Here is a 16181-nt window from a genome sequence, read left to right on the forward strand (position 1 = left end):
CCTGCGCCGCCGGGGAAAAAGAGAAGCGCTTCGCCCTCACCGGCCTGCCCCCGGGCCAGCATTGCCGCGCCCGGTTAGTGTAGTGGCCCCGTATCAGCGGTTCCGGGGCCCCAAGCCCAGGGCGTCGTTCTTTTCCAGGGCCCGCACAGCAGCAGCCCCAGCACCATGAACACCGCTCCCATCGCAAAAGCTGCGCCGGGAAAATGCAGCGGGGCGCTGGGCGCCGTGAAAGCCGCGAACACGCTGGTTGCCAGCAGCGGACCGGCGATCCCCACCAGGCTGTTCAGGCTGGCGATGGCGCCCTGCACCCGGCCCTGCTCGGTGTCGGCCACCTGCCGCGAGATATAGCCCTGAATGGCCGGCTGCGCCAGCCCGCCGAAAGACCCGATGATCAGCGAGAGCCACAGCACCGGCGAGGTGGTCGCCACGCTAAGCAATACGAACTCGCCCAGCGCGAAGATCAGCCCCCAGAGAATGGTGCGGCGTTCACCCCAAGCGGCAATAAAGCGGCCCACCAGCACGCCCTGCACCGCCGCGCCCAGCAGCCCCGAAACGGCCAGTGGGCCAGTGCCACGCCGTTTTGCCCCGGTGTCCAGCCCAGCACGGTTTCGGTGTACAGCACCCAGGTGCTGAAAATCACCTGCATGGCGAGGCCCACCAGAATAAATACGCCGGTGAGGTTCCGCACCGCCGGGTAGACGGTCAGGGCCGCCAGCGGCCGCAGCGGGTTGAGGTCAGCCCACTGCCAGTCCCGGCTGCGCTTTTCGGGCGGCAGCGACTCGGGCAGGATAAAAAACCCGTAGAGCCAGCTGAGAGCCGAGATGCCGGCGGCAAAGAGAAAAGGCGTGCGGGGACCGTATTCGCCCAGCAGCCCGCCCAGCGCCGGGCCCAGAATAAAGCCCAGCCCGAACATGGCGCCCACCTTGCCGAAATTGGCGGCCCGCTGCTCCTGCGGCGAAACGTCGGCGATATAGGCGTTGATCACGGTCATGCTGGCGCCGGTGGCTCCGGCAATCAGTCGGCCGGCCAGCAACCACCACACCGTGGGCGCAAAGTACAGCACCAGATAATCCACGGCCATGCCGGCGGTGGCGGCCAGCAGCACCGGCCGGCGCCCGAAACGGTCACTCAGCCGGCCCAGCACCGGGGCCATCAGAAACTGCATCACCGCGTAGGCGGCGGTCAATACCCCGATCATCCGGGCGCCGGCCGCATCCGAACCGGCCAGCGATTTGACCAGTCCCGGCAGCACCGGAATGATCAGGCCGATGCCGATCACGTCAATCAGGGCCACGATCAGAATAAAAATCAGGGCCGCCGGGCGGCGGGCAGCAGCGGCAGGGGGGGAAGGAGGAGCAGGCGCAGTCATGGCTTCTCAGCTTATGCGCTGGGCGCCGGCAAAGAATCCGCCAAGTGGCGTACAGCCTGGCAGGCGGCGAGGGCCAAAAAAAACTCCCGCCGAAGCAGGAGCATCAAAAGTGACTGGTTACTTCCAGAGGGTAATCCGGTCAATGCTGTGACGGTGGTGGGAAAAGCCGTCGTTGGCACGCTTGCCCACCGGGAAAATCCCCGCGAACTGCACGTGGCCCGGCAGGTCCAGCAGTTCACGCAGCTTGGCCGGGTCGAAGCCCAGCATCGGCACGCCGTCGTAGCCCAGGCCACGGGCGGCCAGCATCAGGAAGCCAAAGGCGATGTACGCCTGAGCCAGTCCCCACTGCCCGCGCTGCGCCACGTCCTGTGCACCAAAAGTGCCGTCGAAAGTCTGGCGCTGCTGGGTGCGGCCGGCGTCACCCATGCCCGGGTGAGACGTTTCCTCAATGTGCTGCAGGGTGTCTTCCATATCGGAATACACCACGATCACAGCCGGTGCGTTGCCCACTTGGGCCTGTCCGTAGGCCACCGCCTGCAGCTGTTCCTTGATGGCCGGGTCCTGCACCACCGCAAAGCGCCAGGTCTGGGCGTTCCAGGCGCTGGGGGCCAGGCTGGCCAGCCGCAGCATCTCGCGCAGGTCGGCTTCGGGAATCGCTTCAGGCAGGAACTGCCGGATAGAGCGGCGGCTTTCGAACACTTCGCGGATGGCCTGGGCGGTCGCGGCCTGAGCGGCAGCATCGGTGGGGTGGGGCTGGGTCTGCGTCATGGAGGTCAGCCTAAGCCGGTTGATTTATTTTGTCAACTAGAAGATTTCTCAGGGTAATTTGCCGAGTGCGTTAGAATAGCCGGTATGACTCCTCCTTCTCCTGCTGCTACCGCCGAACCGCCGTCGGACTTCTGCCCGGTGTACCGCGCCATTTCCATCCTGCAGGAAAAATGGGTGCTGCACATCATCCGCATGCTGCTGTCGCGCGAGATGGGCTTCAATGAGCTGGCCCGCGCCGTGGGCGGCTGCAACAGCGCCACCCTGACCCATCGGCTGGAACACCTCGAAACCCTGGGCATCGTCTGCAAGCGCCAGGAGGAAGGCCCCACCCGGCTGGGCCGCAGCGTGTACGGCCTGACCCCGGCGGGCCGGGAACTTCAGTGCGTGATCGACGCCATTGGTGACTGGGCCCAGAGCAACCTGCCGGCAGCGGCCTGCACGGAGCCCTGAGATAAAATCCTGACCCGGCCAAGCCGGAGCAAAAAGCCGCGGGCACCTGGCCGGCCTGAGCGCTCCCTCAACGCCGACTCATCCGGAGCCAGGCCCCAGCGGCCCAGACTACGGCATGACCCAGTACAAAGTGAGCCGCGACGAAACCCGGCATGGCAAAGATGGCGAGCATCATCTGGCAAAAGGCGAGAACAGCTCCATGCGCCTGTGGCACAACGAGCAGCCCAGCGACACCGCCGACAAGGAACCCCACGCCAACGATTACGAGACCCTGGGTTACGTGATCAGCGGCCGCGCCGAGCTGACCGTAGATGGCGAGACGCTGACCCTGCAACCGGGTGATTCCTACCTGGTGCCGCGCGGCACGCAGCACACCTACCGGGTGCTGGAAACCCTGACGGCAGTGGAAGTGGTCTCACCCGCGCAGGGCTGAGCCAGCGCGTAACTGCCCGCGCCCCGGCCTGAGCGCCGGGGCACTTTTGTTGCTGTGCCCGCAAGTGCCGGCCTACGCCTACCTCTGCCGCTTACTTCACACGCGTCAGGGTACAGGGCTTGAGGCCCGCCGCCACGCCGGTGTTCACATAAGACTGATAGGCCCGGTTGGTCCACAGCGCGTCCTGCGAGGCGGTCTGCACATATACGCCGCTCTGGGCATCGTTCACCCCGGCCGAGGTGCTGCGGACCACGCAGAAGTCGAAAAACCGCAGGTCAAAGGTGGTTTCTGCGCGGCCGGCCACGATCACCGAGCGGTTCTCGCCGCGCGGAACAAAGGAAAACAGGTCCTGGGTGTTGCCGGTCGCGGTGCGGCGTGGGACCGACTGATAGGCGACCGTGCCGTCGGCCTGCAGGTCGCGCTGGCCCACCGTCAGCTGGCGCGACAGCTGCACCGGACCGCCCGCTTCGGCGGGGGTCAGCATGATCCATTCCTGGCCCGGCTCCAGCGTCGACCCGCTGAGGTCGGGCGCGGTGGTCGCGGGTGTACAGGCCGTGAGGGACACTCCCAGCAGAGACACCGGAAAAAGCAGTCGTTTCACGCGTTCAGCATAGGGCAAGGCCGCATGAAAAAAAGCGCCTCCCCTGTATAGGGAGACGCCGGGACATCCTGAGCTGAGTGGGCTTACTTCAGCACGTCTTCGCGGGTCACGTTCAGATACACGGCCACGTTGTCCATGCTTTCCACCTGGCTCAGCTGCACGAAGTGGTGCTGGCCGTCGGTGCTGTCGTCCTTGGTCAGCTTGAGCTGTTCGCCGTCGAAGCTGTCCACGGTGCCCACGTGTTCGCCGTTCTTGTCCTGCACCTGCATATGGTCGCCTTTTTCCTGCAGGCGGGTCTTGAGGTCTTCCTGGATACGGTTGTCAATCTGTCCGGCTTCGTTGTTGGTCATGCCTGTAGCCTAGACGCCGCCTGTCAGGCGGAGATGAGAAAGCGGCCAAGGGAGAGATAAGAGTAGGAAGCGTAAAGGACGCTCTAGCGAACGGGGCGCCCTCCACGGCGCCCCGTTCCTCTTGACATCCCTTGGCCTTACTCGCTGAATTCGAACTCGGCGTATTCCTCGGTGGGCGGGCAGGAGCACACGAAGTTGCGGTCACCAAACACGTTGTCCACCCGGTTCACGGCCGGCCAGAACTTCTGCTGGCGCTGGTAGCGGCTGGGGAACGCGGCGGTGGCGCGGCTGTAGGCCCGGTCCCACTCGTCGGCTATCAGGTCGCTCTGGGTGTGCGGGGCGTGGTGCAGCGGGCTGTCGCCGTGGCTGATGGTGCCGTCCTGAATCTCCTGAATCTCGCGGCGGATGTTCAGCATGGCGTCCACAAAACGGTCCAGCTCGGCTTTCGGCTCGGACTCGGTGGGCTCGATCATCAGGGTACCAGGCACCGGGAAGCTCATGGTGGGCGCGTGGAAGCCGTAGTCCATCAGGCGCTTGGCGATGTCTTCCTCGGTCACGCCGGTATCGGCCTTCAGCGGACGGATGTCAATGATGCATTCGTGGGCCACCCGGCCATTCTTACCGGTGTACAGCACCGGGTAGGCGCCCTCCAGCCGCTTGGCGATGTAGTTGGCGTTCAGAATGGCGACCTGGGTGCTCTGGCGCAGGCCACGGCTGCCCAGCAGACGGATATACAGGTAGCTGATCGGCAGGATCGAGGCACTGCCGTAGGGCGCCGCGCTCACTGCACCAGTCTTGCTGTCGCTGGTGGGCGCCACATCATGCCCGGGCAGATAAGGAGCCAGGTGCGACTTCACCCCAATCGGGCCCATGCCAGGGCCGCCGCCGCCGTGGGGAATGGCGAAGGTCTTGTGCAGGTTGAGGTGGCTCACGTCGCCGCCGATCAGACCCGGCTTGGCGACCCCGACCATCGCGTTCATGTTGGCGCCGTCGAGGTACACCTGCCCGCCGTGCTGGTGAATCAGGCCGCACACGTCGCGGACATTGTCCTCGTACACGCCGTGGGTGGAGGGGTAGGTGATCATCAGGGCACTGAGGTTGTCCGAGTGCTTTTCAGCCTGGGCTTTCAGGTCTTCAAAGTCGATGTTGCCCTGCTCGTCGGTTTTGACCACCACCACCCGCATGCCCATCATGGCGGCGCTGGCCGGGTTGGTGCCGTGGGCGCTGGCCGGAATCAGGCACACGTCGCGGTGGCCCTGGCCCTGCGCCGCCTGATACTTGCGGATGGTCAGCAGGCCCGCGTACTCGCCCTGCGCCCCGGAGTTGGGCTGCATGGACACGGCGTCGTAGCCGGTGATGTCGGCCAGCCAGCGCTCCAGCTCGGCCAGCATCTCGGCGTAGCCCTGCGTCTGCGACTCGGGCGCGAAGGGGTGCAGGCCGCCGAACTCGGGCCACGTCACCGGAATCATCTCGGTGGTGGCGTTGAGCTTCATGGTGCAGCTCCCCAGCGGAATCATGCCGTGCGTGAGGCTGTAATCCTTGTTCTCCAGCCCCTTGAGGTAACGCAACATGGCGTGCTCGGAGTGGTGCGTGTTGAAGACCGGGTGGGTGAGGAAGTCCGACTGGCGCTTGAGGGGGGCGGGGATGCCGTCCACCGCGTCGGCATCTAGCTTCTGCACATCCACTTGCTTGCCCGTCACCACTTCGATGATGTCGGCGAGGTCTTGCGGAGTGACGGTTTCGTCGAGGCTGATACAGAACCAGCCGAGCGTATGGTCTTTGATGTCACCAGTCTTTTGAACGCGGAAATTGATTTTCTTTTCCTGTTGGCGTGTGATGACATCTTCCCAATATTTGACTTCAAAACTCAGCGTATCGAAGAACGTCTCATTCGTCTTGATGCCAGCGTCGTTCAGCGCCTTCGCCAGAATCCCAGTCATGCGGTGGACGCGCTCGGCAATGGTCCGGATGCCTTCTGGCCCGTGCCACACGGCGTAGGCGGCGGCCATGTTCGCCAGCAGCGCCTGCGCGGTGCAGATGTTAGAGGTGGCCTTCTCGCGGCGGATGTGCTGCTCGCGGGTCTGCATCGCCATCCGCAGGGCGGTGTTGCCGCGCGCGTCCTTGCTCACGCCGATGACGCGGCCCGGCATAGAGCGCTCGAAGCCCTTCTGGCAGGCCAGGAACGCCGCGTGCGGCCCACCGAAGCCCATCGGCACGCCGAAACGCTGGGCGCTGCCCACCACGATGTCCGCGCCTTGCTCGCCGGGAGGGGTCAGCAGGGCGCAGGCCAGCAGGTCAGTGGCGACGATGAGTGCCGCGCCCTGGGCGTGGGCCTTCTCCGCAATCGGCGCGAGGTTCAGGACTTCGCCGTGGGTGCCGGGGTAACCCACCAGCGCCCCGAAGGCTCCCTCGGGGATGGCGCCCGCGCCGCCCGTCTGCACCTCGAACCCGAAGTACTCGGCGCGGGTCTTCACCACGTCCAGCGTCTGCGGATGCACGTTGTCGGCCACGAAAAAGACGTTGCTGCCCTTGTTCTTGCTCTGACGCTTGGCCAGGGTCATCGCTTCGGCGGCAGCGGTGGCCTCGTCCAGCAGCGAGGCGTTGCTGATGGGCATCCCGGTCATGTCCTGCACTGTCTGCTGAAAGTTGAGCAGCATTTCCAGCCGCCCCTGCGAAATCTCGGCCTGGTAGGGCGTGTAGGCGGTGTACCAGCCGGGGTTTTCCAGCATGTTGCGCAGAATCACCGGCGGAACGTGCGTGCCGAAGTACCCCATACCGATGTAGGAGCGGAACACCTTATTCTTGGCGGCCACGGCTTTCAGGTTGGCCAGAGCTTGAGCTTCAGGCACCGGCTCGCCCACCTGCAGCTCGCCGCTGAACTTGATGGGATCGGGCAGGGTGGTGTCGGTCAGCTCGTCCAGGCTGGACAGGCCCAGCGTACCCAGCATCTCGGCCTGCTCGGTTTCACTCGGGCCGATATGACGGCGGATAAAATCGTCGGTCTGGAGAAGGTCATTCAGTCGGATCATGGGGACTCCTCAGCACCTGCGCCGCCGCAGCGCAGCGTGCAGGAGGGGGCGGGAAAGTGGGGCCGGCAGATTATGCCAGGGAGAAAGGCAGAAGTGTCTGCTCAGCCCACAGCGAGGCCAGCGAAACAGGCGCCGGGGCCAGCGAGCGGCCCCAGGTCCTGCCTGCGGAATCAGCCGTTTTCGGCAGCGTAGGCGTCGGCGTCCATCAGGTTGTCGCCTTCAGCCGTCACTTCGATCTGAAACAGCCAGCCGCCTTCAAAGGGAGCCTCGTTCACCAGCTCAGGGCTGCCTTCTAGCTCTTCGTTCACGGCTTTGATGGTGCCACTGGCCGGAGCATAGATGTCGGAAGCGGTCTTGACCGATTCCACCACGGCCACGGCTTCGCCGGCTTCCACTTCGCGGCCCACTTCGGGCAGTTCCACGTACACCACGTCGCCCAGCTGGTCCTGAGCGTGCTGGGTGATGCCGACCTTGCCATCCTGGGCCAGCCATTCGTGCGAGGGAGCGTACTTCAGTTCGGTGGGGTTGGTCATGTCAGGGTCTCCTTGGAAAAAAGGGGGGCGGGAAAGATTCTGGTCTATCTCTGCGCCAGGAGCTGGCCGGGTGTACTGCCCGGCCGGCTGGGCGCGTCTTTTGAGGAGCTTATTTGGCCTTGTGAAAGGGAAGCTCGGTGCGCTCGGCCGGATGGCGCTTGCCGCGCACTTCCACCTCGAACTGTTCGGCGCCGGCGGCCTCCGCGTCCACCAGGGCCATTGCGATGGGGTGGCCCAGGGTGGGACTGGTGCTGCCGCTGGTTACCACACCGACCTGCCGATCACCCTGGTAGACCGGGTAGCCTTCCCGCACGGGGATTTTTTCCAGTTTCAGACCGATCAGTTTCTGGCGGGGAGCCTGATCCATGTTAGCGCGGCCCAGATAGGGTTTGTCCTTGACCACCCAGCTGTAGGTGCTGCTCAGCGGGTGAATGGTGTCACTGAACTCGTGGCCGTAGAGCGGGAAGCCGGCTTCCAGCCGCAGGGTGTCACGGGCGCCCAGGCCGGCGGGCGTGACGCCCCGTTCCAGCAGGGCTTCCCAGACAGCTTCGCCTTCGGCCGCTTTCACGAACACCTCAAAGCCGTCCTCGCCGGTGTAGCCGGTGCGGGCAAAGAACACGTCATGGTCCAGCAGCCGTCCGGGGAAAAAGGAGTTGCGTTTGGCTGCCAGCAGGTCGGCGTCGGTTAGCTCATTCAGCGTCTCAGCCGCTTTGGGGCCCTGCACCGCCAGCAGCACCCACTGCTCCGACTCGTCGGTCATCTGCACGTCGTAGTCGCCGGCCAGCGCCTGCAGGTGCGCCCAGTCCTTGACGATGTTGCCGGCATTGACCACCATCAGGTACTCCTGCTCGCCAGCCTGGTAGATAAAGATGTCGTCCACCAGCCCGCCCTCGGCGCCGGGCAGCCAATTGTACTGGGCGCGGCCGGGCCGGAGCTTGCTGACATCGTTGGGCGTCACGTACTGCAGGAAAGCCAGCGCGCCGGGGCCGGTAAAGCGGAACTCGCCCATGTGCGACACGTCGAACATGCCCACGTTTTCCCGCACCGCCTGATGCTCGGCCTTCAGGCCCGCGTACTGCACCGGCATGTCCCAGCCGCCAAACGGAACCATCCGGGCGCCGGCCCGCAGGTGCGCCGCGTGCAGCGGCGTCTGTTTCAGGTTTTGGTTGTCCACGGCCCTCACTGTATCCAACTGGATAGGGGCTGAGCGAGACCCGTCCAGAGGCTCCGGACGTCCAGAGCACACAACAAAAAACCCGCCCCGGCGGGGGCGGATTGCGGTTCAGGCTGGGAGGTGCTCAGCGGCGGTCGCTGTGGTTGCCTTCGGCGAATTCTTCAACAATCTTCTTGTTGAAGGCGGGCAGGTCACCCGGGTTGCGGCTGGTCACCACGCCCTTGTCGGTGACGCATTCTTCGTCCACCCAGTTGGCGCCTTCCAGCTTCAGCTCGTGCTGCAGGCTGGGCCAAGAAGTCATCTTCAGGCCCTTGGCGATGCCGGTTTCGCTGAGGCTCCAAGGGCCGTGGCAGATGGCGGCAATCGGCAGACCCTGGTCATAAGCGTCACGCACGAACTGCATGGCGTTCTTGTCCAGGCGCAGCTTGTCGGGGTTCACGGTGCCGCCGGGCAGCAGCAGGCCCTGGTAGTCGCTGATCTTGGCATCGGCCACCGTCTTGTCGACGCTGTACTTGGCCTTGGGGGTGATGTCGCTGTCCATGCTCTGAATTTCGCCGCTCTCGAGGCTGATCAGTTCACAGGTGCCGCCGGCTTCTTCGATGGCCTGACGGGGGCTGACCAGCTCGATGTCTTCCACTCCATCGGCCGCCAGAATGGCGATTTTCTTGCCTTGCAGTTTTGCAGTCGTCATGGGGATTATTTTGCCGTTCCAGCTCCTGAAAGGGGTGATGACAGCGCAAAGCTGCTTTTAAGACTGCGGGCCGAAGAATGAGCCCTTCAGCCGGGTAGTGATGCGGCTGCCAGATTTAGCCAAGGCTCTTTTGAAACTGGTTAGCCTCTCCGGAAACCGCCGGCTGCCCGGCTGTCAAGTGGGCAAGCTTTCGGTTCCCAGCGCCCCGCGGGGCGTAAGGTAAGGGAGCAAGCCGCAAAAGGCCCTGAAGTTACATTCAGGAGCTTTTTGCGGCTGAATCGGCCCGGTTCCGCTCTGGCGGGGCTGCCGGCCAGGGAGGTGAGCAGACCATCGGAACCAAGGAGGACGTGCGCGAGCGGCTGAATATCGCGGACGTGATCGGCGAATATGTCAACCTGACCCCGGCCGGCAAGGGCCGGATGAAGGGCCTGTGCCCTTTTCACCAGGAGAAGACCCCCTCCTTTCAGGTGGATACCGAGCAGGGCTATTACTACTGCTTTGGCTGCAAGGCCGGCGGCGACGTGTTCAAGTTCGTGCAGGAGATGGACCACCTCAATTTCGGCGACGCCCTGCGCAAGCTGGCCGAGCGGGCCGGCGTGCAGCTGGAACAGCGCTACGGCGAGCGGGTCAGCCGCGACCTGTACGACGTCAACGATTTCGCGCTGAATTATTTCCGCAGCCATCTGGACGGCGCGGCCCTGGCCTATTTTCAGGGCCGTGGGCTGACCGAGCAGATGATTGAGGAATTCGAGCTGGGCTACGCTCCGGACGGCTGGGATGGGCTGCTGGGCCATGCCCGCACCCACGGCCTGACCGAGCAGCAACTGCTGGACGCCGGCCTGCTGAGCCGCAACGAGCAGGGCCGAGTCTACGACCGTTTCCGGAACCGGGTGATGTTCCCCATCCGCGACCATCTGGGGCGGCTGGTGGGCTTTGGCGGCCGGGTGCTGGACGATTCCAAACCCAAGTACCTCAACACCCCCGAAACCGACGCCTTCAAAAAAGGCGAACTGCTTTACGGCCTGCAGCGTGCCCGCAGCGTCCTGAAAGACGGTCAGCCCCTGATTGTCGCCGAAGGGTATATGGACGTGATTGCGCTGCACCAGCATGGCTTCACTGGGGCAGTCGCCAGCCTGGGCACGGCCCTGACTGCCGAGCATGCCGCGCTGCTGGAACGGCTGGGCGCCCGCGAGCTGATTCTGATGTTCGACCGCGACGAGGCCGGGCTCAAGGCCACCCTGTCCGGGCTGGACCAGACGGTCGGTGCCCGCTTTCAGGTGCGGGCCACCTCAGTGCCCAGCGGCAAGGACCCCGCCGACGCCCTGCGCGAGGGCGACGTGGCCAGCGTGCAGCGGGCGCTGAGCGGCGGCCTGGACGAGATCGAGTACCGCGTCCACGCAGCGCTGGACAAGCACGGCCTGGACAGCCGCGACGGCAAGCGCCGCATCCTGCTGGAACTGCTGCCCCGCATGCAGAACCTCGACCCCTTAGACGAGGGCGCCGACCGGATGCGGGCGCGGGTCTGCGAGCTGCTGGAGATTCGCCCACCCGCGCTGCTCGACTGGATCGGGTCCAAGGCCAAGCGCCGCACCCTGACCGACACCCACCTGGCCGGAATGAGTCAGGGCGGGCAGGAGGAAGACCGCGAGCTGGCACTGCTGCGGCAGCTGCTGGTGGACCCCCGGCTGCTGGCCAAGCTGGACGGTACCCTGGGCTGGCGCAACGAACTGGTCCGCAAAGTGATGCTGGCGGCCGAGGGTGCCGAGAGCACCGAGGAAATCATGAGCGTCTTCCGGGGCCAGCCGGAAGAGCAGCAGCTGATCCGGCTGATGTTCGAGACGCGCCAGAGCGGCAACATTTCGCGGGCCGGCCACCAGGAGTACGAGAGCAAGCATCAGGCCTACGCTGCCGCCGCCGTAGACGATATCCAGGTGGGCCTCAGCATCGAGTCGCTGCGCAGCGAGGTGCAGCTGCTCAAGTCCCAGCTGGCCGCTGCGCAGCCGGGCGAGCAGATGCAGCTGCTGCGGCAGATCGGAGAACTGCAGCGGGCCATCGAAGCCGAGAAGCGGGCGCGGGTTCACGGCGCCTGACCCAGGGCCGTGACAGCACAGACACAGTTGACACAGGAGCAGGCCGGGGCCGGGCGCTATGATGGCGCGGTGAATGAGGCGGCGCCTATCGGGGTATTCGACAGCGGGGTGGGCGGGCTAAGCGTGCTGGCCGAACTGCGCCGCGCCCTGCCACACGAGCGTTTCTGTTACCTCGCCGACACCGCGCACATGCCGTACGGCACCCGCAGCGACGACGACATCCGCATACTGACCGAGGCGGCGGCCCGCTGGCTGCACGGCCAAGGCTGCAAGGCGCTGGTGGTGGCCTGCAACACCGCTTCGGCTTACGGTTTGCAGCACCTGCGTCATGTCTTTCCCGACTGGCCCATCGTGGGGCTGGTGCCAGCCGTCAAACCGGCGGCGCTGAATACCCAAAGCGGCGTGATCGGGGTAATGGCGACCCCCGCCACCCTGCGCGGCTCCAAACTGCAGCAGTCGGTGGCCGAGTGGGCCGCGCCGCGCGGCGTGCAGGTCATGCTGACCACCAGCCCCGAACTGGTGCCACTGGTCGAACGCGGCGAGGCCGACAGCCCCGACGCCCGCGCCCTGCTGCGGCTGCTGCTGCGCCCGCTGGCCGAGGCCGGCGCCGACCAGCTGGTGCTGGGCTGCACCCATTACCCTTTTCTGGCTGGCAGCATCCGCCGCGAATTCAAGGAGCAATTCACCCTGATCGACAGCGGCGAGGCCGTAGCCCGGCAAACTGCCCGGGTGCTGCGGGAACGCGGCCTGCTGGCACCCGCAGAGGCCGGCGGCTGTGCGCCACAGGTCACCTATTTCGTGACGGGTGATCCCCTGGTCGAGCAGCCCATCATGGCGCGGCTGGCCGGCGAGGCGGTGCAGGTGGGCTGGGCCGACGCCGAGCATACAGCGGCTACGGCCGCCGCTACCGCCATCAGCGCGCAGCATTAACGCCGGTTTGGGCCGCTCCTCAGCACCGGCGCCGCTTCAGGGCACAGACTGAAGCATGACCAACAAAGACAACGAGACCAGCACCAGCGGCTACGTCGATACCGATCAGCAGAAGGAAATCAGCGAAGGCATGCAGGGCGCGACCGGCGAAACCGACGCCAACGGCCTGGACCCCAAAGCCGACCAGCAGAAGAAGCTGGACGAGCTGCAGGAAAACATGGAAGACATCAAGCAGTAAGCCCCCTGGGCATTTGCCAGGCTGCCGGAAGAAAACCCCGGCGGCCTGGTTCTTTTGAAGCCAGCTCCAGCCGTTACAGTTCCAGCCCAGTCGGGGTGCGGGCTGCCGCCGGCAGGGCCGTGACCAGCACCTCGTACTTGCCGGTCACGAAGACCTTGTAGCCGTGTTTGTTCAGGTAGCGCCGGGCCTGGGCCACGTCCGCCATCAGCAGGCTGAGGTCAGGCCGCTCGAAATTGCGCAGCCGCGCGCCATAGCTGAGTTCGCCGCCGCTGTAGCGGGCGTTGGGAAAACCCAGCACCAGCCCGCCGCCAGAGGTCAGGTGCGAGCGGTGCAGCGAGCGCAGTACCGCGTCCAACCCTACCCGGGGGCTTTGCAGCACACTGAGCGCCAGCACCAGATCGAAGCGGCCCAGCTCCGGCGGCAGGGCGCCGATGTCCTGCTGAAGAAAGGCGAAGTCCGGGTGCCGGGCCTGCGCGGCCGCCAGCGCCGAAGCGTCCAGGTCCAGCCCCAGCACGTCCAGCCGGCGGCCCGGAAAGGCCAGCGCCAAGGCGTCCAGCTCGCGGCCGCTGCCGGTGCCCAGCGCCAGCACCCGGCCGGCCTCCGGGGGGCCCACCCGCCGCAGCGCCTCGACCAGAGTCAGCAAAAAGACCGGGTCTTCCAGCTTGTCTACCCGGGCAAATTCACTCTCTGCGCCGTAGTCCTGTGCCGTCTCCAGCCGTCCGGCGCGGCGGCGAAAAGTGAGGTGCCGCTGCCCGCCAGGCTGCCGCTCACCGATCAACAGGTGTGCGTCCAGCACATCGGCCAGGTCGGTCCAGACCCCCCAGGGCCGGTGCCGCCCGACTGGACCGCTTTCGCCGGCGTACAGGCCCACGCCCAGGTCCGGGTCGGGGACCTGGCAGGTGACTTCTCCATCCGCCAGGAGTGCGCGGCGCAGCGCCGGCAACAGCAGCTTCATGGGTTGCTGGCCGAACCGAGGGTCTGTCGCTGAAAGAGTCATGGCAGACGGGCAGTCTACAATGCTGGACATGACACCCACCCGCTGTGTGCTGGACGCCAGCTCGCTGCTCAGCTATATCCTCAACCGGGAAGGCGCCGACAGTGTGGCCGAACTGCTGGAAAGTTCGGCCATGCACGCCGTCACCTGGACCGAAATGCTCACCCAGCTGTCGCGCCGCGCCGATGTTCACGAACCCGACCTGGTGGCCGCCCGCCTGAAAAAGCTCATTCATATCGACGTGGGCCAGGGCGAGGACGCTGAGCGGGCCGCGCAGCTGGCCAGCCTAGGCCCACAGTCGGGCCTCTCGCTGGGCGACCGGTACGCTCTGGCGATGGCCGCGCGGTTGGGCGTGCCGGTGGTCACCGCGCACAGCCACTGGACCGAGCTGGACCTCAGCCGGCTGCCGGCGGCGCCGCAGCTGCACCTCATCCGGCAAGCCTGAGAGAAGCTGGCCAGGGGCTAGAGCAGTTCTCCAAATTATGCGTGCGTCGGAAGGGCGCCGCCACCCACTCCATTCTCTGCTCCGCAGCTTTGCAAGTTCGTTCTGCTTCTTTGTTTTGTACTCGCTTCGCTCGCCAAAAAGCGGTGCCAGCTTTTTGCCAAATGCTCTAGTAGCCTCGGTGCCTCACCTCGGCGCCCAGGCCCGCCAGAACATCGGTCAGCACGCCGACAGCCGCTTTCACGCCGGGCGTGATGATCGGCCCACTGAAGCGGCTCAGGCGCACCAGGGTGCTGCCGTCCTCGCGGGCAGTGACATCAATCAGAACTTCCTGGGTCAGGCCGCCCTCCTCCACGTGGGCTAGCGCCACCCAGCTGCGGCCGTGGTCGCTGCGGCGCAGGCTGGCGTACAGGTCCAGCAGCACCACGGTCCAGGCGCCGCGCGGGTGAACGGCCGTGTGCTTACTGAAGGTCTGGGGGTCAAAGCTGTCAGGCAGCTGAACGATGCTGTGGGGCACGGCGGGGTCCTCCGGGTCGGCGGGGAAAGGCGCGTAGCCGCTACTGGGCACGGCCGGGTGGGCGGTGGGCACAAAGCGGGCGTGCCGGGGGCTGAGGCCCAGGTCGCGCCACTTCAGGGCGTATTTGGTTTCCAGCGCAGCGGCCGGCGGCTGAGTCAGCTCGGTGCGCATCACCCCGCTGGCCGCCGCCTGCTCGCAGGCAAACTCGAAGTATTCGTCGTGGTCGGTGGTCAGCAGAACGGCCCCGCCGGGTTTCAGGCGGCTGGCGGCCAGCTGGAAAAAAGGAGCGCGCAGCAGCCGGTGGTCTTCGTGGCCGGCCTTGGGCCAGGGGTCGGGGAAATTCACCACGATCTCGTCCAGCGCCCCGTGGGGAATCACCTCGCGCACCAGCACCTCGGCAGGCAGCTTGGTCAGCACGGCATTCGTCAGGCCAGCCGCTTTGAGCCAGCGGTTCGCCTTGAGCAGCGACACCCCGCTGAGTTCCACGCCCAGGTAATTGGGCACCTCGGCAAAGGTGCGGGCGTAGTGCGGCCAGAACCGGCCGTCACCGAAGCCCACTTCCAGCACCCAGGGCCGCTGCGGTGTCTCCGGATACAGTTGCTCGGGGGCCGACGGAAACTGAAAATCACCCAGGCGGTAAATCATGCGCTCTCCCCTGCCGAGGCCCGGCCGGGCTGCCCGGTCAGCTCGGCGGCCAGCTGCGCCGCATCTTTCAGCACCCGGCGGTAGGAATCTCCCTGTGCGGTGCAGCGGCCCAGCGCATACACCCCGCTGAAACGCTCTACCCGGAAGCCGTCCAGCTCACTGTCGGCCAGGGTCAGAAAACGCACCTCGTAAGGCGGCGCGCCTTCCACGGCAGCAGCCTCCTGCGCCGCGCCGGTCAGGTACACTCCGCTGCGGGCCAGATCATCCGCCAGAAAATCGTAGGCGACTTCCGAGAGGCGGCCAGCATCTTCCAGGGTGTCGCCCACCAGCAAACGTCCCTTCAGGAAAGCCCCCACCGCCAGCACGGCGCGGTGGGCCGTCAGGGCCGGACCTTCCCAGCTGCTGAGCCGAATCAGGCTGCCTGCCCCGTCCGGGCCGTCTTCTTCTTCCTCATCCAGGGCCGTAATAGTGCTTTGCAGCAGGTGCAGGCCGTCAGTACTTTCCAGAAGGGTCTTGAGGCGGCGGTGAAAAGTCCAGCTGTCGGCGTCTTCCGGCAGGTCGGCGGCCAGCTGGCCCAGCCGGCTGCTCTGGGGCAGGTCGGCGCCGGCCAGCGTCGGCGCGTAGAGGTTGCCCACATGGTCAAGAGCCTGGGTGACCAGCAGCACGTCCTGCCCGGCCTGGGCCAGCCGCAGGGCCAGTTCACTGCCGGCCAGGCCGGCCCCAATCACGGCCACGTCGTAGCGGTGGCCCGGCTGCGGCTGACTGCGCGGCGCCTGCCCGGAGTGGGGCGCGGGGCGGGAGGAAGGAAACGTCATCAACCCCAGAGTGTAAAGCATCCGGCAAGCTGCGGCCGGGTCCGTTCTCAGGCGGGGCTGGCTAGACTGCGGGCACAGCCGAGTTTCTTTTTTCCCGCTTTCTTTACCCACT

Annotated in this window: 18 protein-coding genes; 6 read left to right on the top strand and 12 right to left on the bottom strand. The window is 65.8% G+C overall.

Annotated elements, in window-relative coordinates; all coding sequences use genetic code 11:
* Positions 1-74: 74 nt before the first annotated feature.
* From OCI36_RS08990 to OCI36_RS09000, 3 genes are all read right to left on the bottom strand, one after another.
* Positions 75-521, bottom strand: a complete 447-nt coding sequence (locus OCI36_RS08990; RefSeq protein ID WP_261664738.1) for an MFS transporter — start codon at positions 519-521, stop codon at positions 75-77.
* Positions 461-1369 carry an MFS transporter gene (locus OCI36_RS08995; protein WP_261664739.1) on the bottom strand — a complete coding sequence of 303 codons (909 nt, stop codon included), beginning with the start codon at positions 1367-1369 and terminating at the stop codon, positions 461-463. Before OCI36_RS08995 ends, OCI36_RS08990 begins: the two co-directional genes overlap by 61 nt.
* Before the next feature lie 117 nt (positions 1370-1486).
* Positions 1487-2137 (bottom strand): nitroreductase family protein, encoded by a 651-nt coding sequence (locus tag OCI36_RS09000; protein ID WP_261664740.1) that lies wholly within the window; start codon positions 2135-2137, stop codon positions 1487-1489.
* An 84-nt stretch (positions 2138-2221) separates the two neighbouring features.
* Here OCI36_RS09000 and OCI36_RS09005 point away from each other — a divergent pair, with 84 nt between their 5' ends.
* A complete protein-coding gene (locus tag OCI36_RS09005) occupies positions 2222-2587 on the top strand; it encodes a winged helix-turn-helix transcriptional regulator (protein ID WP_261664741.1) in 366 nt (121 codons plus the stop codon).
* 115 nt (positions 2588-2702) lie between these two features.
* A complete protein-coding gene (locus OCI36_RS09010) occupies positions 2703-3020 on the top strand; it encodes a cupin domain-containing protein (protein ID WP_261664742.1) in 318 nt (105 codons plus the stop codon).
* Between the two features lie 91 nt (positions 3021-3111).
* Here OCI36_RS09010 and OCI36_RS09015 read toward each other — a convergent pair whose 3' ends face one another.
* The 6 genes from OCI36_RS09015 to OCI36_RS09040 form a co-directional block, all read right to left on the bottom strand.
* Positions 3112-3621: a hypothetical protein gene (locus OCI36_RS09015; RefSeq protein ID WP_261664743.1), complete on the bottom strand. Its 510-nt coding sequence runs from the start codon at positions 3619-3621 to the stop codon at positions 3112-3114.
* An 83-nt stretch (positions 3622-3704) separates the two neighbouring features.
* Positions 3705-3971: a DUF2171 domain-containing protein gene (locus tag OCI36_RS09020; protein ID WP_261664744.1), complete on the bottom strand. Its 267-nt coding sequence runs from the start codon at positions 3969-3971 to the stop codon at positions 3705-3707.
* Positions 3972-4108: 137 nt separating this feature from the next.
* Positions 4109-7000, bottom strand: a complete 2892-nt coding sequence (gcvP, locus tag OCI36_RS09025) for an aminomethyl-transferring glycine dehydrogenase (RefSeq protein ID WP_261664745.1) — start codon at positions 6998-7000, stop codon at positions 4109-4111.
* 170 nt (positions 7001-7170) lie between these two features.
* Complete coding sequence (gene gcvH / locus OCI36_RS09030; RefSeq protein ID WP_261664746.1) at positions 7171-7533, bottom strand: glycine cleavage system protein GcvH; 363 nt, start codon at positions 7531-7533, stop codon at positions 7171-7173.
* Between the two features lie 109 nt (positions 7534-7642).
* Positions 7643-8644 carry a glycine cleavage system aminomethyltransferase GcvT gene (gcvT, locus tag OCI36_RS09035; protein WP_409996734.1) on the bottom strand — a complete coding sequence of 334 codons (1002 nt, stop codon included), beginning with the start codon at positions 8642-8644 and terminating at the stop codon, positions 7643-7645.
* 187 nt (positions 8645-8831) lie between these two features.
* The gene (locus OCI36_RS09040; RefSeq protein ID WP_261664748.1) at positions 8832-9398 is read right to left on the bottom strand and encodes a type 1 glutamine amidotransferase domain-containing protein; all 567 of its coding nucleotides are present in this window, start codon (positions 9396-9398) and stop codon (positions 8832-8834) included.
* A 347-nt stretch (positions 9399-9745) separates the two neighbouring features.
* On the opposite strand from OCI36_RS09040, the gene dnaG reads away from it, so the two are divergent.
* Genes dnaG through OCI36_RS09055 form a run of 3 tightly spaced genes read left to right on the top strand, consistent with a single transcriptional unit; the run spans position 9746 to position 12656 of the window.
* Positions 9746-11488, top strand: a complete 1743-nt coding sequence (gene dnaG, locus OCI36_RS09045) for a DNA primase (RefSeq protein WP_261664749.1) — start codon at positions 9746-9748, stop codon at positions 11486-11488.
* Positions 11489-11497: 9 nt separating this feature from the next.
* Entirely contained in the window at positions 11498-12418 is a 921-nt protein-coding gene (gene murI / locus OCI36_RS09050; RefSeq protein ID WP_261664750.1) for a glutamate racemase, read from the top strand.
* 55 nt (positions 12419-12473) lie between these two features.
* Positions 12474-12656 (top strand): hypothetical protein, encoded by a 183-nt coding sequence (locus OCI36_RS09055; protein ID WP_261664751.1) that lies wholly within the window; start codon positions 12474-12476, stop codon positions 12654-12656.
* A gap of 73 nt (positions 12657-12729) precedes the next feature.
* On the opposite strand, the gene OCI36_RS09060 is transcribed toward OCI36_RS09055, so the two are convergent.
* Positions 12730-13653, bottom strand: coding sequence for a class I SAM-dependent methyltransferase (locus OCI36_RS09060; RefSeq protein WP_261664752.1), 924 nt, complete (start codon positions 13651-13653; stop codon positions 12730-12732).
* A gap of 28 nt (positions 13654-13681) precedes the next feature.
* Between OCI36_RS09060 and OCI36_RS09065 the strand changes: the two genes are divergently transcribed.
* A complete protein-coding gene (locus tag OCI36_RS09065) occupies positions 13682-14095 on the top strand; it encodes a PIN domain-containing protein (protein WP_261664753.1) in 414 nt (137 codons plus the stop codon).
* A gap of 166 nt (positions 14096-14261) precedes the next feature.
* On the opposite strand, the gene OCI36_RS09070 is transcribed toward OCI36_RS09065, so the two are convergent.
* A complete protein-coding gene (locus OCI36_RS09070) occupies positions 14262-15254 on the bottom strand; it encodes a tRNA (guanine(46)-N(7))-methyltransferase TrmB (RefSeq protein ID WP_261664754.1) in 993 nt (330 codons plus the stop codon).
* Complete coding sequence (locus OCI36_RS09075; protein WP_261664755.1) at positions 15251-16069, bottom strand: FAD-dependent oxidoreductase; 819 nt, start codon at positions 16067-16069, stop codon at positions 15251-15253. The genes OCI36_RS09070 and OCI36_RS09075 overlap by 4 nt, the downstream gene beginning before the upstream one ends.
* Positions 16070-16181: the final 112 nt, after the last annotated feature.

The sequence above is a fragment of the Deinococcus sp. Marseille-Q6407 genome (genome assembly GCF_946848805.1).
Lineage (GTDB): Bacteria > Deinococcota > Deinococci > Deinococcales > Deinococcaceae > Deinococcus.